20 protein-coding genes, 1 pseudogene, 2 CRISPR repeat arrays and 1 other annotated feature are annotated in these 24,596 nt (G+C 41.3%); of the genes and pseudogenes, 18 read left to right on the forward strand and 3 right to left on the reverse strand.

Going from position 1 to position 24,596, the window contains the following annotated elements:
• Positions 1-112: 112 nt before the first annotated feature.
• The 5 genes from DRED_RS08685 (at position 113) to pheT (ending at position 6,865) form a co-directional block, all read left to right on the forward strand.
• Positions 113-1,447, forward strand: coding sequence for a TrkH family potassium uptake protein (locus DRED_RS08685; protein WP_011877960.1), 1,335 nt, complete (start codon positions 113-115; stop codon positions 1,445-1,447).
• A gap of 15 nt (positions 1,448-1,462) precedes the next feature.
• On the forward strand, positions 1,463-2,116 hold the full coding sequence (locus DRED_RS08690) for a potassium channel family protein (protein ID WP_011877961.1): 654 nt from the start codon (positions 1,463-1,465) through the stop codon (positions 2,114-2,116).
• 26 nt (positions 2,117-2,142) lie between these two features.
• Positions 2,143-2,919, forward strand: a complete 777-nt coding sequence (locus DRED_RS08695) for a TrmH family RNA methyltransferase (RefSeq protein ID WP_238442595.1) — start codon at positions 2,143-2,145, stop codon at positions 2,917-2,919.
• Positions 2,920-3,095: 176 nt separating this feature from the next.
• Positions 3,096-3,344: a binding site (T-box leader), on the forward strand.
• A gap of 48 nt (positions 3,345-3,392) precedes the next feature.
• Positions 3,393-4,415: a phenylalanine--tRNA ligase subunit alpha gene (gene pheS, locus DRED_RS08700; protein ID WP_011877963.1), complete on the forward strand. Its 1,023-nt coding sequence runs from the start codon at positions 3,393-3,395 to the stop codon at positions 4,413-4,415.
• A gap of 29 nt (positions 4,416-4,444) precedes the next feature.
• Entirely contained in the window at positions 4,445-6,865 is a 2,421-nt protein-coding gene (gene pheT, locus DRED_RS08705) for a phenylalanine--tRNA ligase subunit beta (RefSeq protein WP_011877964.1), read from the forward strand.
• 54 nt (positions 6,866-6,919) lie between these two features.
• On the opposite strand, the gene DRED_RS19310 is transcribed toward pheT, so the two are convergent.
• The 3 genes from DRED_RS19310 to DRED_RS08715 form a co-directional block, all read right to left on the reverse strand.
• Positions 6,920-7,030 carry a WYL domain-containing protein gene (locus tag DRED_RS19310; protein WP_238442596.1) on the reverse strand — a complete coding sequence of 37 codons (111 nt, stop codon included), beginning with the start codon at positions 7,028-7,030 and terminating at the stop codon, positions 6,920-6,922.
• Between the two features lie 325 nt (positions 7,031-7,355).
• Positions 7,356-7,577 (reverse strand): hypothetical protein, encoded by a 222-nt coding sequence (locus tag DRED_RS08710; protein WP_011877965.1) that lies wholly within the window; start codon positions 7,575-7,577, stop codon positions 7,356-7,358.
• A gap of 102 nt (positions 7,578-7,679) precedes the next feature.
• The gene (locus DRED_RS08715; protein ID WP_011877966.1) at positions 7,680-8,141 is read right to left on the reverse strand and encodes a helix-turn-helix transcriptional regulator; all 462 of its coding nucleotides are present in this window, start codon (positions 8,139-8,141) and stop codon (positions 7,680-7,682) included.
• Between the two features lie 14 nt (positions 8,142-8,155).
• Between DRED_RS08715 and DRED_RS08720 the strand changes: the two are divergent.
• The 13 genes and pseudogenes from DRED_RS08720 to DRED_RS08780 form a co-directional block, all read left to right on the forward strand.
• Positions 8,156-8,419: pseudogene (locus DRED_RS08720) on the forward strand (IS1380 family transposase); the annotation flags it as partial.
• A 522-nt stretch (positions 8,420-8,941) separates the two neighbouring features.
• Positions 8,942-10,122: direct repeats of the CRISPR family, unit length 37 nt; unit sequence GTCAAAACACAAAATAATTCCCTTTGGGAATTGAAAC.
• Positions 10,123-10,847: 725 nt separating this feature from the next.
• Complete coding sequence (locus DRED_RS08725) at positions 10,848-12,083, forward strand: IS110 family RNA-guided transposase (RefSeq protein ID WP_011876481.1); 1,236 nt, start codon at positions 10,848-10,850, stop codon at positions 12,081-12,083.
• 176 nt (positions 12,084-12,259) lie between these two features.
• A CRISPR array of direct repeats spans positions 12,260-12,838; the repeat unit is 37 nt; unit sequence GTCAAAACACAAAATAATTCCCTTTGGGAATTGAAAC.
• 126 nt (positions 12,839-12,964) lie between these two features.
• Positions 12,965-14,599 carry a CRISPR-associated endonuclease Cas4/Cas1 gene (locus tag DRED_RS08735; protein ID WP_011877968.1) on the forward strand — a complete coding sequence of 545 codons (1,635 nt, stop codon included), beginning with the start codon at positions 12,965-12,967 and terminating at the stop codon, positions 14,597-14,599.
• A gap of 4 nt (positions 14,600-14,603) precedes the next feature.
• Positions 14,604-14,882, forward strand: a complete 279-nt coding sequence (gene cas2 / locus DRED_RS18265) for a CRISPR-associated endonuclease Cas2 (protein ID WP_011877969.1) — start codon at positions 14,604-14,606, stop codon at positions 14,880-14,882.
• Positions 14,883-15,160: 278 nt separating this feature from the next.
• Positions 15,161-17,503 (forward strand): type III-A CRISPR-associated protein Cas10/Csm1, encoded by a 2,343-nt coding sequence (gene cas10 / locus DRED_RS08740; RefSeq protein ID WP_011877970.1) that lies wholly within the window; start codon positions 15,161-15,163, stop codon positions 17,501-17,503.
• Positions 17,503-18,012, forward strand: a complete 510-nt coding sequence (csm2, locus tag DRED_RS08745) for a type III-A CRISPR-associated protein Csm2 (protein WP_011877971.1) — start codon at positions 17,503-17,505, stop codon at positions 18,010-18,012. The genes cas10 and csm2 overlap by 1 nt, the downstream gene beginning before the upstream one ends.
• Positions 18,013-18,033: 21 nt before the next feature.
• The gene (csm3, locus tag DRED_RS08750) at positions 18,034-18,681 is read left to right on the forward strand and encodes a type III-A CRISPR-associated RAMP protein Csm3 (protein WP_011877972.1); all 648 of its coding nucleotides are present in this window, start codon (positions 18,034-18,036) and stop codon (positions 18,679-18,681) included.
• Between the two features lie 15 nt (positions 18,682-18,696).
• On the forward strand, positions 18,697-19,626 hold the full coding sequence (gene csm4, locus DRED_RS08755; protein WP_011877973.1) for a type III-A CRISPR-associated RAMP protein Csm4: 930 nt from the start codon (positions 18,697-18,699) through the stop codon (positions 19,624-19,626).
• A gap of 4 nt (positions 19,627-19,630) precedes the next feature.
• On the forward strand, positions 19,631-20,890 hold the full coding sequence (locus DRED_RS08760) for a hypothetical protein (protein ID WP_011877974.1): 1,260 nt from the start codon (positions 19,631-19,633) through the stop codon (positions 20,888-20,890).
• A gap of 16 nt (positions 20,891-20,906) precedes the next feature.
• Positions 20,907-21,704 (forward strand): CRISPR-associated endoribonuclease Cas6, encoded by a 798-nt coding sequence (gene cas6 / locus DRED_RS08765; protein WP_011877975.1) that lies wholly within the window; start codon positions 20,907-20,909, stop codon positions 21,702-21,704.
• Between the two features lie 195 nt (positions 21,705-21,899).
• Positions 21,900-22,172, forward strand: a complete 273-nt coding sequence (zapA, locus tag DRED_RS08770; RefSeq protein ID WP_011877976.1) for a cell division protein ZapA — start codon at positions 21,900-21,902, stop codon at positions 22,170-22,172.
• Between the two features lie 127 nt (positions 22,173-22,299).
• Positions 22,300-24,009: a DNA polymerase/3'-5' exonuclease PolX gene (gene polX, locus DRED_RS08775; protein WP_011877977.1), complete on the forward strand. Its 1,710-nt coding sequence runs from the start codon at positions 22,300-22,302 to the stop codon at positions 24,007-24,009.
• Entirely contained in the window at positions 24,010-24,582 is a 573-nt protein-coding gene (locus DRED_RS08780) for a DNA-3-methyladenine glycosylase (protein ID WP_011877978.1), read from the forward strand. It abuts the gene before it with no gap.
• The last annotated feature ends 14 nt before the right edge of the window (positions 24,583-24,596 follow it).

Consider the following 24,596-nt stretch of genomic DNA (forward strand, 5'->3'; position numbering starts at 1 on the left):
CTTTGATAACATTGGACAAACTACGAAAGTTAGAAGTGGTTCCCTAAAATACTAGCATTAACTTCATAATTTGCTATAATAGTGCATGATTCTTTTTAAAGAGGCGATCAGTTTGAAAAACAATAAGGGCTTTTTAAGTCAGCCATCAAGGGCTTTGGCGGTAGGTTTTGCCGGGCTAATTCTACTGGGGGGGATTCTATTATCTTTACCAGTAGCCTCCGCCAGTGGTCAGCCCACGGATTTTTTAACAGCACTTTTCACCTCAACTTCTGCTGTATGTGTTACAGGACTTGTGGTGGTGGATACTGGAACCTACTGGAGTACCTTTGGACAGGTTGTAATCATAAGCTTGATTCAAGTAGGCGGTCTGGGATTCATGACCATGGCTGTTTTGTTTTGGCTAATCTTGGGACGCAAGGTTACCTTTAGAGAGCGACTTTTGATCCAGCAGTCCTTAAATGTAATTGATTTAAGTGGAATTATCAAGCTAGCCAAACAGGTTATAGTTTTAACCCTTACCATTCAAATATTTATAGCCACCCTATTGGCTGTAAGATTTGTTCCAGAGCTAGGGTTGCAAAAGGGAATCGCCTTCAGTTTATTTCACGCCGTATCTGGTTTCAATAATGCAGGTTTTGATTTGTTTGGAGATTTTCGAAGCCTTACCCAGTATACCGCTGACCCCATTGTGAACTTTGCCATAGGTTTGGACATTATTTTGGGCGGGATTGGGTTTACTGTCATGACAGACGCAATTCGATATCGTAAGAGAAAGAAAATCAGTCTGCACTCAAAGCTAGCCCTTTACATAACGGCCATACTTTTACTCTTTGGCATGGTTGTCTTCTTACTATTGGAGTTTAATAATACCTTGGCTTCCCTAAGTTTTGGAGGTAAACTGTGGGCCAGCTGGTTTCAGTCTGTAACACCACGTACAGCAGGATTTAACACCATTGATTTAACGGCCATGCGTCCTGTAACTTTGTTTTTTATTATTCTTCTTATGTTTATTGGAGCCTCTCCGGGTTCCACTGGCGGAGGGGTTAAGACCACTACCTTTGGTATTGTTGTGTTAGCTTTGATTTCGTTGGCACGTGGCAAGGAGGATGCAGAGGTTTTCTACCGCCGAATTTCCAAAGAGCAGGTTTACAAGGGATTGGGGATTATTTTGCTGGCCATGGGCTGGATTATCTTTGCTACATTGTTACTAGGGGCTGTTGAGAAGGCAGATTTTCTTAAAATTTTATTTGAAGTGGTTTCGGCCTTAGCCACTGTTGGACTTTCTGCGGGTCTTACACCAACCCTTTCAGATTTTGGGCAGGTTGTTATCATGTTTACAATGTTTCTTGGACGTTTGGGACCCTTAACTGTGGCCTATGCCTTGGCTACCAAGCAACAGCGTAAACAGCAGTTTCGTTATCCGGAGGAAAGGATTATTATTGGTTAAGGAGGGCTATAGGATATGAAACAATTTGCCGTTATTGGGTTAGGACGTTTTGGTAGTAGTGTTGCCAGAACCCTTTCTAAAATGGACTATGAGGTACTGGGACTGGATGTAAATGAAGAACGTGTAAATGATATTATAGAGGATGTAACCCATGCTGTTCAGTTGGATGCATTGGATGACCATTCATTACAGGCTGTAGGCATTCGTAATTTTGACGTCGTGGTGGTGGGCATTGGTCAGGAGGTGCAATCCAGCATATTGGTAACTTTAATGTTAAAAGAAATGGGCGTCAAAAGGGTCGTGGCCAAGGCTCAAAATGATTTGCACGGCAAGGTTCTTGAACGGGTGGGAGCTGATAAAGTGGTCTTTCCAGAAAGAGATATGGGCATTAAGTTGGCCCATGCGTTGGTTTCCCAAAATATTATGGAGCAGATATCGTTGTCGCCGGAATATAGTCTGGTTGAAATGGCAGCTCCGCCAAATTTTGTTAACAAAACACTGGAAAAGTCCGGCGCCAGGCAACAATATGGTGTCAGCATTCTAGCCATTCGAAGGGGGGAAGATATGATCATCTCCCCGGGGGCCAGTCAAGAAATTTTGGAAGGGGATATTTTGGTGGTCATTGGTAAGAATGAAAAACTACAAAAATTTGATACGGTTGAGGTCTAATGATTACATCTTCTCAAAATTTACGTGTGAAATTGGTTAAAAAGTTGGCCCAACGGAATTTTCGGCAAAAGGAAAGGAAATTGGCGGTGGAGGGCATCCGATTTGTTGAAGAGGCCTTAAGTAGCACCTGGCAAACGGAGATTTTACTTTACACGGATCAGGCCTGCCAGGCTCAACGGGGAAAAATACTGTTGGATTTGGCCAGGGATAAAGGGGTCGAAGTACTGGCGGTGTCAGATGCTATTATGAAGGAACTATCGGACACCGAGACTCCCCAGGGCATGCTGGCGGTACTTAGGCAACCCGATTATACCCTGGAGGATATTATCAGGCCCGATCAAAAGCCCCTGGTGGTGATTGTGGATGGTGTTCAGGATCCGGGAAATCTTGGTACTATTATCCGCTCCGCAGACGCTGCGGGGGCCAGTGGAGTGATCTTACTGAAGGGTACGGTGGATATTTATAACCCTAAAACATTACGGGCTACCATGGGTTCTTTGTTTCATTTGCCAGTGATACAGGTCAGTGATGTTAACGAAGCCTTGGAGTATCTTGCATCCATAGGCGTTACTTTGCTGGTGGGGGAACCTGCCGGTGGCATACCTGTTTTTAAAGCCAACCTCCAAACTCCGGTAGGGATTATTGTGGCCAATGAGGGAGCGGGACCCAGGGAAGAGATATTTCGATATAACCATCAGAAAATAACCATTCCCATGCCCGGATGTGCTGAATCTTTAAATGTTGCCATTGCCACCTCCATTATCCTTTATGAGGCCATCAGGCAGAGACATAAAATTCAGTAAACTTTCTTGTTTTGCTTAAATTCATATGATATAATCAGTGTCGAAAGGTCCCCAAAAAGAGATGAAAGGTCGTGGTTACATGCTGTTAACCGCCGAATTTTTTTGGAACCTGTTCGAAGCAACCGGTTCGGTTACTGCTTATATAAACTATCGCCGACTGGTTTTACATTAATAGTGCTACTGCCATGATGGGGAGAAGTACGTTGATTGTTTCTTCGCAGGGAGAGAGGGTCGAGACTGGAAATCCTCTTAAGAAAAGTCATCGGAAAGTTCGCCCTTGAGCTGCGGTCTGAAAGTATATACATACGAGTAGGTTTCGCCGGTTCTTCTGCCGTTATCAGAAGTGGATAAGTGTTTTTATCCTCTGAGTGGTTCTTTGTAGTAGAACAATCTGGGTGGTACCACGGAGATACTCCGTCCCTATATTTAGGGGCGGTTTTTTATTTATTTTTTGATTTTACAGGAGGATTGTCATGGAGCAGAAATTAAGAACATTAGCCCAGGAGGCACTGGCTGCCTTGGAGAGCGCCAAAACTCCGGAAGCACTTAATGATATTCGGGTTAAATACCTGGGTAAAAAGGGTGAGGTCACACAGTTGTTAAGAGGCATGGGTGCCTTATCAGCCGAGGAAAGACCCCGTGTTGGGCAGGTGGCCAATGAAGTGAGGGCTTCCATCGAGCAGGCCCTTGAGGAGAGAAATGCCCGGGTAAAAGAAGCACAAAAGGAACAAATGCTGGCTGCAGAGACCATTGATGTTACCCTGCCAGGCAACCAGTTTGGTTTAGGTAGAATGCACCCCCTTACCCAGGTTATGCAGGAAATAGAAAGTATCTTTATGGGGCTTGGCTTTAAGATTGCTGAAGGGCCGGAAGTGGAGTTGGATTATTATAACTTTGAGGCTTTAAATTTGCCAAAGGACCATCCGGCTAGAGATATGCAGGATACTTTTTTTATCAACCCGGAGGTTCTTTTGAGAACCCATACATCTCCGGTGCAGGTAAGAACCATGGAAAAAATGGTTCCCCAGGTGCCCATTAAAATTATATGCCCGGGTCGAGTTTACCGCCGGGATGACGATGCCACCCACTCCCCGATGTTCCATCAGGTGGAGGGTTTGGTGGTTGATAAGCATATCACCTTTGCGGATTTAAAGGGCGTTTTGGCTACCTTTGCCAGGCAAATGTTTGGACTGGACACGAAAACCCGTCTGCGTCCCAGCTATTTTCCCTTTACCGAACCCAGCGCAGAAGTGGATATCTCTTGTTTTAACTGTAAAGGTAATGGCTGTCGGGTTTGTAAAGGCAGCGGTTGGTTGGAGATCCTGGGTTCCGGTATGGTACACCCAAGGGTACTGGAGATGTCCGGCTACAATCCCGAGGAAGTGACAGGTTTTGCCTTTGGTATGGGGGTTGAACGGATTGCCATGCTAAAGTACGGCATCGATGATCTCCGCTTATTATTTGATAACGATTTACGATTCCTGTCACAATTCTAAAGTATTTATTCAGGAGGTTTTTTATAACCATGCGTGTTTCTTACCAATGGCTTAAAGACTATGTTGATATTCAAATTACGCCCCAGGAGTTAGCCGATCGGTTAACCCTTTCTGGCTTGGCTGTTGATACCGTCGATGAATTGGGTACTGAAATTGAAAATGTTGTAACCGGACGCATTGTAAAGATAGAGAAACATCCCAATGCTGATAAGTTGGTTGTTTGTCAGGTGGATGTAGGTCAAGAAGAATTGTTGCAAATTGTTACCGGAGCCACCAATGTACGGGAGGGCCATGTGATTCCCGTAGCCCTGGAAGGGGCGAAATTGGCCGAAGGCTTACAGATTAAACGTTCCAAGCTAAGGGGTGTGGAGTCCCGTGGCATGCTCTGCTCCGGACAGGAATTAGGGATGGAAACAAGACTTTTATCCCCAGATATGGCCAATGGCATATTGATTCTGCCCGAAGATGTACCTGTGGGTTTGGATGCTAAAGAAATTCTAGGGCTAAATGACGCTGTGTTGGAATTGGATCTCACACCAAACCGGGGCGATGCCCTTAGCATGATTGGTGTTGCCAGGGATGTAGCAGCTCTGCTAAATACCGAATTGAAAATTCCGGTTCCTCAATTCCAGGAAAATAACGAGAAGATTGATAAACTGGCTAAAATTGATATAGAAGATATTGACTTGTGCCGTCGTTACGTGGGTCGTGTCATCAAAGGAATCAAGATCGGACCTTCACCCATTTGGTTGCAAAATAGACTGCGGGCGGCGGGAATCAGACCCATTAGCAACGTGGTGGATGTAACCAACTATGTAATGTTGGAAATGGGTCAGCCACTACATGCCTTTGACTATGATAAAATAGCCAACCACCATATCATTGTTCGCCGTGCCCAAGAAGATGAGAAGATCATTTCCTTGGATGGCGTAGAACGCACACTAAACCCAGAGATGCTGGCCATTACCGACGAAGCAGGCCCGGTGGCTGTGGCTGGTGTAATGGGTGGTCTGGAAAGTGAAGTTACCGATGCCACAATCAATATCCTGGTTGAGTCTGCTTACTTCCATCCCATCAATGTGCGCCGTACTTCTAAAGCCCTGGGGTTGCGTTCGGAATCTTCCATGCGCTTTGAAAAGGGCATTGATATTAACGGTTGTCTGAGGGCTGCAGACAGAGCGCTGCAATTAATGCAGCAACTGGCTGGGGGCATGGTGGTTTCTGGTACCATTGATAAATTTCCCAACCCCATCACAGAAAAAACCATCCTGTTGAGACCCAAACGGGTAAATTGGGTCTTGGGAGTTGATATTCCCAAACAGGAAATCATGCGGATCATGGAAAGCTTGCAGTTCAGAGTGCAGGAACAGGAAGGGGATATTCTGGTTACCGTACCCACCTTCCGTCCGGATATTAGCGGTGAGTGGGATTTGGTAGAAGAAGTGGTCCGGTTATATGGTTTTAACCAGATTCCCGAAACCTTACCCTTTGGTGCAACCTCCCAGGGCGTCAGGACTGCTGAGCAACAAATGAACTGGGATATGCGCAGGATTATGACTTCCTGTGGATTTTATGAGGTTGTTACCTACGGTTTTGTACATCCCAGGATATTTGATTTAATGAATTTGCCCAAGGATAGCATATTCCGAAACTGTGTAAAATTACAAAATCCCCTTAGTGAAGAGCAGTCTATTATGAGGACTGTGCTGGTTCCCAGTCTATTAGAGGTATTACAGAAAAATAGTAATCGGCGGGCCCAAAGTGGAGCCATCTTTGAAATTGCCCGGGTCTTTTATCCCCAGGAAGGGCAACCGTTACCCGAAGAAGTGCCAGTACTGGCTGCGGTGGCCTACGGAAATACACAAAAAACTTGGAATCAGCCTGCCCGGCCAATGGATTACTATTTCATGAAGGGTGTTGTTGAGCAACTAATGGAAGGACTGGGTGCTGCAAGCACGGCATTCAGTCGTCATCAGGATCCCAGTTTCCATCCTGGTCGTTGTGCCAAGATTGAAGTTGCAGGCCGTATGCTGGGGGTTGTGGGAGAACTTCACCCCAATGTCGTTGAAAACTATGAATTACCCAGTAGAGCTGTGGCCGTGAAGTTGGATTTAAAGGTTTTAGCAGAGGTCAACCGCCCAGTTAAACAATACCAGGGGTTACCTAAGTTCCCCACCATGGAAAGGGATCTGGCTGTTTTAGTGAAACTGGAAGTTCCTGCCGCCGAAATGCTTTCCATTATTCAAAGGGCCGCAGGGGAACTGCTGAAAGAAACCGATATTTTTGATGTTTATCAAGGTTCCCAAGTACCCGAGGGTTATAAAAGTGTGGCCTTCTCCATGAAGTTCCAGGCCAAGGACAGAACTCTCACCGATGAAGAAATTAACGAAAAAATGCAGCGTATCACCAAATCCCTGTTTGCCCAGACGGGAGCAGAGTTAAGAAAATAAGGTAAAAACCAAAAAAATCCAGCAGACATCGTCTGTTGGATTTTTTTGGTTTTATCAACGGTATATTTCTTCCCACTGCTTTGCTATTCCTATCATTTCCTCCCGTAGCCAAGCAGGCTCCAGCACCTCTGCTGAAAGTCCCAGAGGGCAGATAATCCACTCCACCCGTTGGTTGATAGACTTTGCATCATAGAGTAACCTTAGTTTCTTTTCGTTTAAGACCGCCTCTCTTAATGTGGGAAGATATTTGGTCTGGGGGAGCGTTACCCCACCTAGGGTATGCAGATGTCGTGTGAATTCCGCTGCTGCGGCAACCTCCTTGAACTGGGATAAATGATTTTTTAGTTTATACCATAAGTCCAGCAGGTCTGCGTCCTTGGATGGGAATTCTTCAAATAACCATAAAAGATCCAGGGCCTCTCCGGTAGTGAGTTTAACCGGGGCGTAAGGCCCAGAATATACATGAATGAACCATTTAAGACGGGGATCTTTAATCCACTAGATACTCTTCTGGGTCGTCTGGCTGTTCATCAGGAAAGATGGCAAAGTAATGTCCTAAATCGGTGTTGTTTAATATCTCGTTAAGATCCCTTAGTACCTGATCCGCCGGGTAAGTGGTGTATTTCGATAACTCTACTGCACTGAGTCCCTGGGGGTGGGCTTCCAGGGTGTTAAGGATGGCGGAAACCCTCATGAGCATTTTATTGTTCATCGGGACACACCCCTAAACCGTACCGCCAAAGCATACGCCTGGCGGCAAATTCGTTTAGTCCGGCAATTTTATCTTCTAGGACTAAACAGCCCTCCTGTGCTGTCAACTTGCATTGTCCCCGATTATTTTGGAGGCGGCGGGATAAATCCCCCAGCAGTTTTCTAGGTAAGAGGCTAAAACAAAGTCTTCGGGTGGGACAAAGGTATCCTTCAGCAATTCCAAGCGATCCACGCGGTCCAGCCTGTAATTGTAAATGGTACTATTTTTAGAATTGATAGCGATAATATACCGATCCATTCTTTGCCAGTGATATACGATCCCTAGGGGGGATATTTTATAGTTTTGTCCACGGTAATCTATACATACAGCCCGGTGATTGGCAATTGCCTGTTCGACCAATTGGTTAACACTTTCAATCACTTGCTGTCCCGCCTGACCTTGGCCGTGCACGATGATGCGCTGGGTCATTTTTATTATTTCATTGCGCCAGTCCTCGCATTCCCGAATAAGCATCAGGGACAACAGTTTACCTTTGATAACAGACAGCGTATGGGGTAATGGCATTACAGCGGAGATGAGCCTTTATGTGGCTCAAAGTATTATCGTATAACCTTCTCAACTGGTTTCGCTTGGCCTTATTGGATGGCAAAGACGGCCGTGCTGAAGTGCCCACTATCCGCCGTAAAATACTGAATGTACCTGGGAACATTGTAGGCAACAACCGTTACCGCCATATAAAGTTAGCCCCTAATCCCTGGCTGCAAAAGGCATTGAAGAATGCTAAGGAAAAATTACAAGAATTCCTTTGCATACAGGCATGGGTTGCCGTAAGTTCAGGTTAAACAAACTCGAGACTAATAGAATTACCCAAATATGATATCACTGATCAAAAAAAGATGGGTCTTATTAACTGTACCCTAAAATCTAGCTTTTTATTGGAGTATACAGCAGTGATAACGCTTTCCGAGTGATTAGGCACTCGGGCAACATAGCAGCTCAAGCGGTATAACCAAAAATTGGTTATTTTGGAGCTTTAACTTCAAAGGTAAGGAGGTATTTTTTTAAAAACTTCCTGAGTATATCAAATGAAGATGACAGAAGTATAATTGGTGAAATAGAGTACCAAAATGATATAATAAAATAAGGGTAAGTAAATATAATTGTGAATATTCAGATATCACCGATCTGTTGGTGTGTAATATACCAGGGACTTCTGCGATTTCTAAAATCCCTTGGCATCTAAAGGTTAGGGACTTTACTAGAGGCAGGATTTTGTGTAAGATAGGAAAAACCAACCAATTTTAAAGTAATGCTCGCAAAATGTATTTTCATCCTAGGTGTAGTAAGGGATAAAAAGCGCAGGAGTCAAAACACAAAATAATTCCCTTTGGGAATTGAAACAACAAGTCTAATACCAGTAGCGAGTATCCATTCTTCCTCGTCAAAACACAAAATAATTCCCTTTGGGAATTGAAACAAAATATACATAAGTAAATTGGCTGTGGTTAGTTCTTCGTCAAAACACAAAATAATTCCCTTTGGGAATTGAAACTGAAATATGGATTCAATCTTTAGAAGGTGGCACTATATCCGTCAAAACACAAAATAATTCCCTTTGGGAATTGAAACAGCTGCACTGTTATAAGATTCACTGATTGTAGCTGATTGTCAAAACACAAAATAATTCCCTTTGGGAATTGAAACGTATGCTTCTTTATATTCTTAATAACTGTAAATGGTCTAGTCAAAACACAAAATAATTCCCTTTGGGAATTGAAACGCATTATTATATTTGCTTGTTTCTTCCGTTAACCACTTTGTCAAAACACAAAATAATTCCCTTTGGGAATTGAAACACAAATAAAAAAGGTCAGATGACTTCTGTTACATTAACGTCAAAACACAAAATAATTCCCTTTGGGAATTGAAACTGAAAGTGTCAGTATGCATATTCAAGCAATTCAAAAAGTCAAAACACAAAATAATTCCCTTTGGGAATTGAAACATTTTAAAATTATTCATTTTTACCTCCTATTCTGTGACTGGTGTCAAAACACAAAATAATTCCCTTTGGGAATTGAAACGGTATCCACCTTCGGCAGGTGAAACAAAAAAGTGGGCAAGGCCCAGTCAAAACACAAAATAATTCCCTTTGGGAATTGAAACGTATAGCAGAAGTTGGAGTATTACAGCCGATACTGGTAAAGTCAAAACACAAAATAATTCCCTTTGGGAATTGAAACTTGAGGAATGATGGCAGTAACACTGCTTTCTATGCCTGCGTCAAAACACAAAATAATTCCCTTTGGGAATTGAAACTCCTTACCCCTTTAGCAGATATACAGTCATCTTCTTCAGTCAAAACACAAAATAATTCCCTTTGGGAATTGAAACATTACACTATTCTACCTATGTAATTAATTTCCTTTACGTCAAAACACAAAATAATTCCCTTTGGGAATTGAAACTATATTCAACACACCATCCTTTTACCTATCTCGGCAATATGTCAAAACACAAAATAATTCCCTTTGGGAATTGAAACATTTGAAATTTTACTATAAACATAATATACCTCCTCGTATAATAGTAATAGATTCACTGGACAAACCTAATTTCCATAAATGGAATAAGGTGGAGTCCATGTATGAGAACCGGTTCTCGATAACGGGTATCGAGACCAGCTAAAATGATAACCAATTCCACACTGGGTGCAATAATGGTACCAGTCAGTCGCGCGGCTATTGTTTATGTGGATAAGGTCATTGTCTAAACTGAGTCTAAGTACCCTAAATATGGTGGTGATGTTTAGAAAACATACAAGATTATCCACAGTCAATCCCTGATCAGGGAGAGTAGATACTAATAACTACAGCTCCATAATTTAAGATATTGTGATTCTTAATGCCGGCCCCCTGGAGATTTCTTTTGAGGTTTCCTGACCGGGTCGGTTTTCTATTGCCTTTTTTACACTTCCAATTATTGTCTGGCAGTTCAGACCTCCCCATGGGACAATGGGATTAACAGGTTGTTCTCGGGATATTTCTTTCCCTCCTTGCGGACCTTTTGGTACTGCTTAATAAGCCTGCTACCCATGATCCATCATCGATGATCTAACCGCTGGTTGCACCTCTTTCCATGAAGGGGGAGTAGCACCCCGAATTGTCTTCATGTTAATGATGAGTGCTGATGACGAGGCAGCTTTCGATGGTTCCCATGGGCACCCAGGTCTGAGACCAACCTGATTTTTTAGAACAGGGAGGTGATCCTATGTCACAAATGTTGGTGGGAATAGACGTTAGCTTACAGTCTCACCATGTACAATTTATGGATGGAGACGGAGGGGCATTGGCTTCTTTTTCTATTCACAACAATCGGCAGGGGGCCGACACCCTCATTCAAAAGATTGTTGATACATCTGATAGAATCAAAAGTCAATCCCTTCGAATTGGTATGGAGGCAACTTCAAATCTGGGTTGGCACCTTGCTCACTATTTGCAAGAACAGCTTCAAACCACTTGCCCCCAAAAAGATACACAGATTTACGTTCTTAATGCACGAAAAGTGGCCCGTTTCAAAAAGGGGTATGACACCCTCCCAAAGAACGACCGCATCGATGCCTGGGTAATTGCAGACCACCTTCGTTTTGGTCGACTACCTCATGCCATGAAAGACATTATTCAATACGAGGCTTTGCAGAGGCTTACAAGGACACGATTTCACCTGATGCAAAATATCACTCGGGACAAAACCTATTTTCTTAATCAGGTCTTCTTAAAGTTTAGTGGTTTACGCCAGGATAACCCATTTTCCAATCTTTTTGGCAGCACCTGTCTTGCTGTTATCCAAGAACTAGAACCGGAACAAATTGTAGCCATGTCTATGGAAGAACTGGTTGATTTCTTAAAGGATAAAGGGAAAAACCGTTTCGATAATCCGGAGGAAATTGCTCTTTATCTTCAAAAAATTGCCCGGTCTTCTTATCGACTGAACAAGGCGATGGCTGACCCTGTGAATATTTCTTTGGCCACTATGCTTAATGTAATTAAACATATGGAATCGGAAGTGAAAAAACTGGACAAAGAAATCGCCAAAATCATGAAGGGCCTTCCCCAAACTTTAACTTCCGTTAAAGGGATTGGAGATGTTTTTACCGCCGGAATCATGGCAGAAACCGGAGATATCCAACGCTTTAAAGACCATAATGCTCTGGCTAAATATGCCGGTTTAACTTGGAACCAACATCAATCAGGTGAATTTGAAGCCGAAGATACCAGCAGAACCAGGACCGGGAACAAGTATCTTCGTTATTACTTAATTCAGGCTGCTGATTCTGTACGGAAGCATGTTCCTGAGTACAAAGACTTCTACCAAAAGAAATATGATGAAGTACCAAAACACAAACATAAAAGGGCTCTCGTCTTAACCGCTAGAAAACTGGTACGGTTGGTGTTTTCGCTACTAAACACCAGGCAACTGTACACTTCACCAGAGAGGAGGGGGTAACGTCTTTACCCTAAAATCTACTCTCTTTTCCATTTACACCATTTAAAGGGAATTTTTCTTTGCTTAACTGGTGGGCTTATTTTGTATACCCTTTTTTAGGGTATAGGGTACACTTTTGTTAAATTAATTTCCAATTTTTTAGAATCATTCTCTTGACATATCACCGCTGGGCTTTGGTCAAAACACAAAATAATTCCCTTTGGGAATTGAAACAAAAACCGAGTCTTCGAGAATTAACCTACCAACACAGTTTGTCAAAACACAAAATAATTCCCTTTGGGAATTGAAACTAAATTTCTTTTATGTTCCTTCCATCTGCCTAATATATCAATAGTCAAAACACAAAATAATTCCCTTTGGGAATTGAAACCTTGATTTATTATCTTCAGATTCACTATCTGCTCCAGCATGTCAAAACACAAAATAATTCCCTTTGGGAATTGAAACTATCCTAGTGTTTCATTTAAGCATTCAATTTCTTTTGCAAGTCAAAACACAAAATAATTCCCTTTGGGAATTGAAACTTTTCTTCTGCTGTTTTTAATGTCTGTCCTGAAAGTTGTTGTCAAAACACAAAATAATTCCCTTTGGGAATTGAAACAAAAACCGAGTCTTCGAGAATTAACCTACCAACACAGTTTGTCAAAACACAAAATAATTCCCTTTGGGAATTGAACCCTTGATTTATTATCTTCAGATTCACTATCTGCTCCAGCATGTCAAAACACAAAATAATTCCCTTTGGGAATATTTGGATGATAGTAATACAAATTTGTTTTAAGGGCGTGAACACAATGGTTACGCTCTTTTTTTTTGTTGAATAAATACATCCTGCCAGGGTAATACTTAATAAATACATACTTTGACCTTGGGTGAAGTCAATGGCAGAACATAATATATCCAATGAACAGCATTACTTTCCAATTTCTTCTGTGGCAGAAATACTTTACTGCCCGAGAAACTTTTACTACCGGGTGGTTGAAGGGGCAGAAGATTCTAACCACCATCTATTGGAGGGCAAGTTGCAGGAGGAACGGCGGGACGAAAGACAGCGACTGGTTCGGGAAGGTTACCGTCAAGATAGGTCCATTCATGTTTCTTCAGAAAAACTTAACCTTTATGGTATTGTAGATATAGTGGAGCAGGGTAAAGAGATTTACCCGGTGGAATATAAGAAGGGCTTTCGAAAGGAAAGTTTGAATGATGATGTCCAGGTTTGTGCCCAGGCTATGGCTCTGGAAGAAAAACTAGGTCAAGATATTAACCGGGGATATATTTATTACGCTGGGTCCAAAGCTAGGCGTGAAGTAATATTTGATGAAGACTTGCGACTGATGGTAGAGAATGCGGTTGGCCTGGCCAGAAATATTGCTTTGTCAGGGGAGATACCGCCACCACTGGCTGATAACCGTTGTGAAGGCTGTGCCCTGGTAAATCGTTGTCTTCCCTTTGAAGTGAAAGGGATCAAAGAAAACAAGGCAAAGGCAGTTCGCCCCCAACCAGGAATTAACCTAGGCAGGGTTCTATATGTGGACGAACAGGGTGCATCCCTTTATAAAAAGGGAGAACGGGTGCTGGTAACAAAAGATCAAATAAAATTTAAAGATATACCACTATGCAACCTGGATCAAGTGGTCCTTGTGGGGAATGTCAATTTATCTTCCCAGTTAATTAAACTTTTTTTGGGAAGAGGTACAGAGGTCCATTTTATATCCACAAAGGGAAAATACTATGGCTGTCTTCAGGCTGCCCTGTCAAAAAACTCTGTTTTGCGTATTGCCCAGCATCGGGCCTACCAGAAGCAAGAGGAGCGCCTGCTCTATGCCAGTGAATTTGTTCGTGGAAAGCTATCCAATATGCGAACCAATTTATTAAGATATAACCGATCGTTAAATAACCATAGTATTGATGAAGCTGTATCAAGAATAAAAAATATTATCAAAAGGTTGGAGAAGGCCAAAGATCTTAATGAGTTGATGGGTTTGGAGGGGGCTGGTTCCCGAGATTATTTTAGTGTGTTTGGCCTGCTTATTAAGGATAGAGTACCCTTTGATTTTAATAAGCGCAGCAGGCGCCCTCCTGAAGACCCGGCCAATGCGCTCCTAAGTTTTAGCTACTCTCTGCTGTTAAAAGATGTGATCACAGCCGTTCAGGTGGTAGGTTTTGACCCATTTATTGGGTTTCTTCATAGGTCTGATTTTGGTCGACCTGCCCTGGCCCTGGATATAATAGAAGAGTTTCGGCCAGTAGTGGCAGACTCAGTTGTGCTAACGGCTTTAAACAAAGGTGTTATTGCAGAAGGGGATTTTGAGTACAGGATGGGTGGATGTTTTTTAAGTGAAACCGGGCGTAAAAAAATGTATCGGCTTTACGAAGAGCGCAGAAAGGAAATGATTACCCATCCGGTTTTTGGCTACCGTATTTCCTACCTGCGTACCATAGAATTACAAGCACGATTTTTGGCAAAAGTCCTTACTAAGGAAATCGATGGGTATAAACCTTTTCTTGTTCGGTAGACATATGAAACAGTATATTATTAGCTATGACATAACAAACGATAAAAGACGGAATAAAATACGCAAGTTATTATGCGACTACGCTGTACCGGTTCAATACAGTGTTTTTGAAGCGCGGCTGAGTGAAGAGGATTACATAATGTTAAGGCATAAATTATCACGGCTTCTCAGGAAGGACGAAGATAGCATTATTTTTTATTTGCAGTGTTCCAGATGCAGGGATGGTATAATAAGGCTAGGGAATTGCAGCGACCCATTTGGAGACGGGATATATATTGTGTAAGCCATCAAGTATCGCGAACCAATCGTTGTGCACAAAACCGGCTGGTTCGGCGAATTTCAATTAACCGTGTAAAATAAGGGCTTATTACGAAGCCAGCGCCTAAATGACGCTGGCTTTCCCTCCCACCTCAATGACCACTTCTATTTATCTTGTGGCAAAGGTGTGTTATGAAGTATTTAGAACCTATGCAAAATAATCTAAATTTATTAAATATATGCTAAATAAGAAAGGATGCTAGGTAAATTTGTCAAATATGGATATGAAAAAGGGGTGAGAAAGTGATTTATGAAACTATCCAACTAGCTGGTTTACTACATGATATCGGAGTATTTTTTCAAAGAGGTAACATTAGTAATTTAAATAGTTTACAATATTCCGAAATATCAGCACGATTGATAAAATCTTTTAGTAAGCAACTATCAAAAATCTGTGATTCTGAATTGTTAAAAAATCTGATTTTAAATCAATACGAAGATACTGATTTTTCACAGGAAGCTATACCTAAAAATAAAATAAATCTGACCTATTTAATTAGCAGAGCTGATAGATATTCTTCTTCGGAATTAGAGCAGGACACCGTGGAAATATATAATTATAAAAAACGGCCCATGGATGCAGTATTTTGCCACTTGGAAATTGGTAAAAAGGTCCCCCAAAGAATGCAATATTCATTGGCTGAGTACCGCCCGGAGAATGGATTTCCACGAGAAATTATATCTCACACTGAAGGGGAAATTAATAAAATATTAACTGATTTTAGCCTTGAATTTAAAAATATTGTTTCTAACATTAAAAGCTTTGAGTGCTTTTACAACCAACTTTATTCTCTTTTATTGAAGTATACTTGGTGCATCCCTTATAACACACGGGAGAAGATAGCAGACATATCACTATTTGATCATTTAAAAACCACCAGTGCCATCGCAACTTGCCTTTATCAATATCACAACTTTTGCAATGATTATTCTATCCCTTCAATAATAGACGATCAAACCTTTAAGTTTAGATTACTCGTGGGTGACCTTTCCGGCATACAAAGTTATATATTCTCTGGAGCCAATGTTGGGGCAGGGGGAGTAGCAAAAAGGTTACGTGCCAGATCATTTATACTGTCCATGTTGTCAGAGTTAATTTCTTACCAAATTATAAAATCATTTAACTTAACAGTAGCTAATATACTTATGGCCTCAGGCGGGAAGTTTTATATTTTGTTACCAAATACTAAAGAAAGTGTATCCAGGTTAGAAAAACTTCAACAGAAACTAGACAAATACCTGTTGCAGGAGTTTAAAGGTGAGATAGCCCTTAACCTTGCTCATCAGGAGTTAAATGGTAATGATTTTTGTCAATTTGGCAGTGCGGTAAGCAGGCTAAGTAAAAAACTGGCTGTTAAGAAAAAAATGCCCTTTGCTAATGTTATGTATTCTCAAGAAGAATGGAAGGAAGGGCAGTTCATATTTCATGCAGAGGATACCAAAGGGTTAGGAATATGCAAGGGATGTGAAAAAGAGTTTGCTATTCAACAGGTCGAAGATAAGGTGTATGGACCTGCCTGTCTAAGGGATCTAAAAATTGGTCAAAAACTACCTAGGATAAAAAGCTTTGCCTTAACCGATGGGGAAGCAGATATTAAGATTTCTGGCAGTTATGGGATTCGATTGTATGATAATGTTCCTTCGAACACAGATTTAGATATTGTTATTTTAAATGACAACAAAATTGATCCAAATGTATCAATGACAAATCGCTATATGGCAAATTATGTCCCCAATAATCAAGGAATAACCAAAAGCTTCGATGAAATTTGCCAAAATAGTAGTGGGGTAAAAAAACTAGCCTATTTTAAAGCAGATGTGGACAACCTAGGCGGTTTATTTGCATTTGGCTTTAAAGGTGGTTTGGAAAGCGGTCAGAACAAAGATTATGATAGTATCTCAAGGGTAACAACCTTTAGTAGGATGCTGGATTTATTTTTTTCAGGCAGGGTTAACCAATTAGTAAGTAATGAGTTCACTAACTGCTATATTGTATTTTCAGGCGGGGATGATTTGCTGGTAGTGGGTCCCTGGGATGAGATTATAGAGTTTTCCCTAAAGATATATCAGGAGTTCCGTAAATTTGTAGCTTATAACGATAACATTACAATTTCAGCCGGTATTGGACTCGCTAAAAGTAAAACGCCCGTAGTAAAGGCTGTTCAGGTTGCTGAAGATTTACTTGAGGAAGCCAAGGAAAAGGTACTAAGAGGTAACAAAACAGGAAGAAATCAAGTTAGTATATTTGACCGCACTCTAAGTTGGCATGATTTTTCTGCTGCAGTTCAAGAGGGGAAAAGACTGGCTAAATGGATAACTGAAGGGAAGCTGAACAGATCGGACATATGGAAACTTAAACGTTATGATCAAATGTTCCAGGATTTTTGGCAAAACCATAGAGTTGAAGGGCTAAAATACCAGGCATTATTGGCTTACGATATTGGACGGAAAAGAAAGGAGAACAAAGATTGTCAGGAAGTCACCAGGTGGCAGGAGTGTTTGTTTAGCATAACAAACCCTTCATTAATCAACCTGGGTGTTATTACAGATTATGCACTATGTGCAACCAGGGGAGGGAATATCTGATGAGTGACTGGAAAAAACAGTTGCAGGGTTATAAAGATAAACAAGGTAATAGGAACCAACCCCACCAAGGTAAACGAGATAAAAATGATATGGGTTATCAGCGGTATACCACACCAGGATTACCTGATGGCTATTTAAGCAAAGGTTATTTTGATGATCAAGGGTGTCTATTAGAAATACTTTTAACTGAAACAGCATCAAAAATTGCTAAGAGCTTTGGATCAAATATGAACAATAGTCAGTTGAGGAGATTTTATGGCCATGCAAAGACGGCAGAAAAAAGCTATGCATTTTCTGGAGATGAGCGTAAGTTTATAAATGATATAAAAGCACTGGATTCTTTTGTAGCTGAGGCCAAGGGTAAGGATAAAGTTCCTCAGATTTTCTACGATTTTATTAATGTAAATGTTGCTAAGGCGAATTCATTAAAGGATATCAAACAGGGATTCTTGCCTCACTTCCAGGCAGTGGTAGCCTACTTTACCTATCATTATCCTAAGAGTAAATAAAATATCAGGGAGGTATGAATTATGAAGTTACTGAAAACATCAATTATTAAAGGAAAAATAGAGTGTATAACTGGGATGCGGATTGGTGGTAGTGCGGAGGCTATTGAAATAGGTGGAATTGATAACCCTGTTATTAAACATCCTGTAAATAATGAACCTTATATACCGGGGTCTTCTTTAAAGGGTAAAATGCGTTCCCAAATGGAAAAAATTGAAGGAAAGGTGAATGAGAAACCTTGCGGATGTGCAGATAAGGGGTGTATGGTTTGTAGAGTGTTTGGACCCCATAATAGACCTAAACATGACCTTGGTCCAACTAGGATTTTAGTTCGTGATGCTATGCTCAGTGATGAAAGTAGACAAGAGATGATACGTATTATTCAAGAGGGAAAATCTTACATAGAAATAAAAACAGAAAATATTATTGTCAGAACCACAGGGGTAGCCAACCATCCTAGAACTCAGGAAAGGGTTCCTGCTGGAGCAAAATTTGATTTTGAGATAGTAGTGCAAGTTTTTGATATTGACCTTGAAAAAGATGTTATAGATTTTGTGAAGAAAGCCTTGAAGTCGGTTGAAAACTCTTATTTAGGCAGTTCTGGCAGCAGAGGTTATGGTCAAGTTCACTTTACCAAATTAACTTTGGATGGGGAAGAATTTAAGCTGTAAGGAGTTGGGCAATTAATGAAATTATACAAGTTAAAAATAGAGCCCAAGTCCAGCCAGATAACCCCTTGGCATAGTGATACTATCTTTGGTAGTCTTTGCTGGGTACTGGCCCAGAGCAGGGGGCAGGAGAAGTTACGGGATTTTCTTCATGAATATACCGGTAACTGTTATCCGATGGTTGTCTCTAATGGATTTCCCGGAGACTACTTGCCAAAGCCGATGGGAGGAAATACCTTTAATACAAATGACAATAGGATAAAGCAAGAGGCGATTAGGTTAGCCCAAAAGGCTAAGGAAGCTAAAAAGACTAACCTGCTGTCTCTGGAGGAGTTTAACACCATTATTAATAACGGGCAAGTAGAGATAAAACCAAAGGAAAAACTCTATCTTGAAAATGGTGTCATGCACAACCAACTTTCACGACTTACCGGAACAACCTCAGATGGTAGCCTTTATGAATTAACCGAGACCTTTTGGTCTTCTTCCCATATCTCTATCTACTTGGGCATATCCTCTGGTTGGGAAAAAGAGGTATTTACTTTGTTTGAAATCCTGTCTTTAAAAGGATTTGGCAAACGAATCAGTGTTGGGAAAGGTTATTTCAAGATCATGGATTGTACTGAGTTTAAAGATTTAACTATTCCAGAAAGCCCTAACTCCATTGTTACACTTTCTAATTATGTACCAAGATCGCATGATCCTTATTTGGGACAGTACAAAACCTTTGTTAAATATGGAAAATTGGGTCAGAACTATGCTGTCTCAGGCAATCCATTTAAGAAACCTTTGCTAATGATAATGCCAGGTGCAGTTTTCTGGACAGAAAACCCTCAATTTGCCTACGGTAGAATGGTTAAAGGCATTAGCCCATCTTACCCGGAAGTTGTCCAGTGTGGATGTGCTTTGGCGATCCCATCGTATATTGAAAAAGTAGAGATGGAGTGATAGAATGGATATTCTAATTAGTGCAGTGGGAGTCAGAGACCCCTATGCTAAGGATGGGTCTAAAGGTGCAGTGCTTACATTAGTTGATAAACTAAAGCCGGATATTTGCTTTCTATTTGGTACAGACCCAGGGGTAAATGAAGAAGTTGAGAATACCCATCAGAGGGCGCTTCAGATAAAACAAATAGTAAAAGAGAGTGTTAAAATCATATCTATACCAATGGTACTGCCAGACCCTACAGATCACAGGGAGATTTTGTTGTGTTTTGAACAACACCTTAACGAGATTATAACTAAGTATCACACAACAAAACCCCATTACCATGTGAACGTTTCTTCGGGCACTTCTCAGATGCATGCCGCTCTGATGCTTCTTTTTAATGGAAGACGGCTTAAGGCAAAGATTTATCAGGTGAAAGAGCCCCGTTTTGTTAATTGTGAAGCTGAAAGAGTGGCAGAAGTAGATGCTAGTTTTATTGAGGAAGAAAACTATATTTTTCGTGCTAAGAAGTTTTTTTTAAATTTTAATTTTAGTGCGGCCCAGGATGAATTGATAGAATTGGCTCTTTTCACTACCAGGGAAAAACGGCAGAAAAGAGCAGAATTGTTTTCTGATATCTGCCGGGCCTATAAATATTGGGACAGATATGAGCACGAACAGGCCAGAGATATACTAGAAAAGCTGATAGTTGATATTCAAAGGTTTAAGATTAATGAACTGGCTGATATAACCATCCGTCAAATAAATATTCTAAAAAGTATCTGTGCTAATAAGCCACGGGAAACCGTAGCTACAATTAAGGATTTACTTCATAATGCAAACCGTAAGAAAATAATTGGAGAGTATGGTGATTGTCTGAACCGTTATAAACGGCTGATAGATGGACTTGCTGCTTGCAAATGTGGTTTAACAGGGAGCAAAAGGGTTAATGACCAGCCTGTCTGGGTGCAGGATATATTAATCCATAAGAAGAAAAATGATAACCTGTATTATTCAGACTATCTAACTATTTATAGAGAAAAGAACAATAAAGAAATGATTCCTCAATCTTTAAATGATAAAATGTTGTCCTTAAACAGAAGAAGAAATACTTCCTATGTTGCACATGGCATGGACTCTGTTTCAAAACAAGACGCAGAAGAAAGTATCAATATCCTCTGGAAAATGGCGACTTCATTATTCTCAGGAGAAAAGTGGAAAGAATATGAGTTTAGTGCTGATGTGATTTTAAATATTAGTGAATTGCTATTTAATGATCTTTAACGAATGAGGTGACTCTGTGCTTACGGCCTTACAGGTTGAACTAGAAGCGGTTGCTGATGGGGCTTTGCCCGTCGGCAATGCATTATATATTCATGGTCTTTTCTTTCGCTTGCTACAAGAGGTTAATATCAATATTAGTGATTACTTGCACAATGTACAGAGTATTAAGCCGTATACGTTATCTACCTTACAAGGAGTTAAGCAGAACAAAGGTTGGTGTTCTGTCTGCCAGGGAAAAAAATATCGTTTTAGAGCAACTTTTATGCAGGAAGAAGTTTTTTTGAATTTTTATGAAGTTGTCTACTCGTACTATGTAAATAAAAAAACAGTTAAAATAGGCAATATAGATTTTCTTGTTTCGAAGATTGATCTGGAAAGAACGAATAAATTTGAAGATCTAATTGGTAATGAAGTAAACCTTCAAAAATTTGAAATAGATTTTTTATCCCCAACAAATTTTAGAGTTAATGGCATACAGCATATCTTTCCAGATAGTCACACAGTTTTTAAAAGCTATAAAAATCGCTGGAATACATTTTGTCCCAATCATCTTATTTTTCCAGAACATGATTTATCCTTAATATATGATGGTTGCTATTCTGTTAGATACAACTTGCACACAGAAATTATTGAGATGGGGAAATATAAGATGGTAGGATTTAAGGGTACTTGTCGGTATGAGATTAACCCAAAATTAAGCGGTGAACTTAGAGATAGGGCTTCAGGTCTTTTAAAATTCGCTAGATACTGTGGCACTGGTTATAAAACCACAATGGGCTTAGGACAAACAAAGGTATCTTTTATGATAAAGTAAATTTTTTAATTTATCTAAGAATTTTATAATACACCAAAAGTTAGTTTAAATACCCTTTAGCAATTATACTATACAAAAGCCGGGATCTATATCCCCCCTAAATTTTACATTTGCTAAGCAAGCTGCAAAAAAATGAAGGAATTTGATAAAAAACAGCGAATAAACAAACAGCAAAGGATAATAGGGGGGGCAAAGATGTCCAATCAGGCAAATAGGGTGGAGGTCGAAATTTTTGGTGAATACTACACCTTAAAGGGCCATGAATCCCCGGAATATATGCTAAAAGTTGCTCACTTGGTGAATAAAAAGATGATGGAGATAAGCGAAAGAAATCCCATTCTATCTTCCAATAAAGTGGCTGTATTGACGGTTGTTAATCTGATTGATGAACTGCTTAAGCTTCAGGAACAATACAACAATCTGCTGCAAATGATGGACCCGGAAAAAGGAGACTCCAGTAACTCATGAGCAAATCATGAGTTTTATTTTTGGTTCTATTTTTGGGGTATATTATAATAAAGAAGGTTACAGTACTTTAACATAAGTATTTTATATTCTGTAAAATATAGTAGTAATGACAGAACGGAGCGGTGTTATGCAAAATATTGAGGTGGCGTGGATTTTCACCGAGTTGGCTGATCTGCTGGAACTGAATGGAGAAGACATTTATAAAATAAGGGCCTATCGACGGGCAGCAGAAGTAATAGCAAAGGTAGAGGAACCCCTTCAAGAATTGCATCGCCGGAAATTGCTATCCAAATTGCCCGGAGTGGGAAAGGCAATAGAGGGAAAAATAGAGGAAATACTAGAAACCGGAAAACTAGCCAAGCATCAAAAACTTTTACAGGAGATTCCCCTTGGGGTATTGGAAATAAAACAACTGCCTGGTATTGGACCCAACCGGGCAAGGACCCTTTATAAAGAACTGGGCATCTCTAATTTGGCGGAACTGGAACAAGCGGTGCAACAAAGACAGGTGCGCACCCTGAAGGGATTTAGTGCAAAGGTAGAATGGGACATCCTAAATGGTATTGAAATGATTCGCAACCGACGGGGCAGAACCCGTCTCTCTGTTTCCAGGGAATTAGCCGAAGAATTAATAAAATTTTTCAAGCTATTACCCGGTACGGTAGAGATTGAAGTGGCGGGCAGCACCCGACGATGGAAAGAGACTGTGGGGGACTTGGATCTGGTGGCTGCTGCGGAGGAACCGGCTCCCCTGTTGCGGGCCCTTGCCACTCACCCCAGGGTGAAAGATATTCTTGAGGAACAGGAGAATCGTATTCGAGTATATACCTGGTGGGGCATCGCTGTGGACCTGCAGGTGGTATCTCCCTCAGAATTCGTTGCAACGCTGCATCGCAGTACAGGTTCTAAGGCCCACTATGCAAAATTGCAGAAAATTGCAGAGGAGCAGCAGCTAAGACTAAGCCATCACGGCCTGCGGAATCAGCAGGACCATTTTCTGCCCATCCGGCAGGAGGCAGAAATCTATCAAGCACTGGGCATGGCATATGTTCCACCGGAACTAAGGGAAGACAACGGTGAGGTTGAGACTGCCTTAGCAGGCAAGCTGCCCCCCTTGATCGAGCTAGCAGATATTAAGGGTGATTTGCATATCCATACCACCTGGAGCGATTCTGCCCTGGAAATTGATGATATCATTAATAGATGCCGGGAAAAGGGATATTCCTATGCGGCCATTACAGACCATTCTCGGTCCCTAAAAATTGCTAATGGATTGGACTTGGATAGACTGGAGCAGCAGCATCAAATCATTCGGGAAAGGGATCAAGAACTGGCTGATTTTGCCTTGCTTACCGGCGTTGAAATGGATATTTTACCAAATGGGGAATTGGACTATCCCGATGAAATCTTAGAGAAAATGGATGTAGTCATTGGCTCGGTACATATGGGTTTTAAACAGAGTAAGAAAGATATGACCCGTCGCATTACCAAAGCCATGGAAAATGAACATGTGGATATTATTGCCCATATGAGCGGGCGCATTTTGGGAAAACGTGAGCCCTATGATATCGATATGGAGGCGCTCATTGAGACCGCTGCCAAAACAGGTACGATTTTAGAAATCAATTCTTCGCCGGATCGTCTGGATATCAATGAGGTTTATGCCCGGAAGGCCAGAGATATGGGGGTTAAAATCAGTATTAATACCGATGCCCATGATCTTCGACGTTTAGATGAAATGGTTTATGGTGTTGCCGTGGCCAGGCGGGCCTGGTTGGAACCGCAGGATGTCATAAATACTTTGAATATAGAGGATTTACGAGAGGTGCTGCGTTAAATGCAACCGTTACCGGTAGAATTTTATGCCCGGCAGACCACTCTGGTGGCGAAGGAATTGCTGGGAACCCTATTGGTTCACAACAGTGACGAAGGAATTACAGTTGGAAAGATTGTAGAAACAGAAGCCTATTTGCAGGGAGATCCTGCCTGCCACGCTGCCCGGAGGATGACCCCCCGTAACAGTGTTATGTTTGGTCCCCCGGGACGGGCCTATGTTTACTTCACCTACGGCATGCATTACTGTTTTAACGTTGTTACTGCCTCCGAAGGAGTGGGGGAGGCGGTACTGATCCGGGCGGTGGAACCCCTGAAGGGACTTGAACTAATGAGAAAACGCCGGGGCAGAGAGCGGCTTCACGAATTATGCGCTGGTCCGGCAAGACTGGTGCAGGCCTTTGGAATAACCAAAGAACATAATACAAAAGAATTAACCAGCGGACCCCTATACATAGCTGTGTCTTCCGAACCATCGCCAGAAATACATACCACCACTCGCATTGGTATTAAAGAGGGGGCAGACCTGCCCCTGCGGTTTTACATTAAAGATAACAAATTCATTTCTAAGAAATAAGCAAAATGTTGTTG

It is taken from the genome of Desulforamulus reducens MI-1, assembly GCF_000016165.1.
Lineage (GTDB): Bacteria > Bacillota > Desulfotomaculia > Desulfotomaculales > Desulfotomaculaceae > Desulfotomaculum > Desulfotomaculum reducens.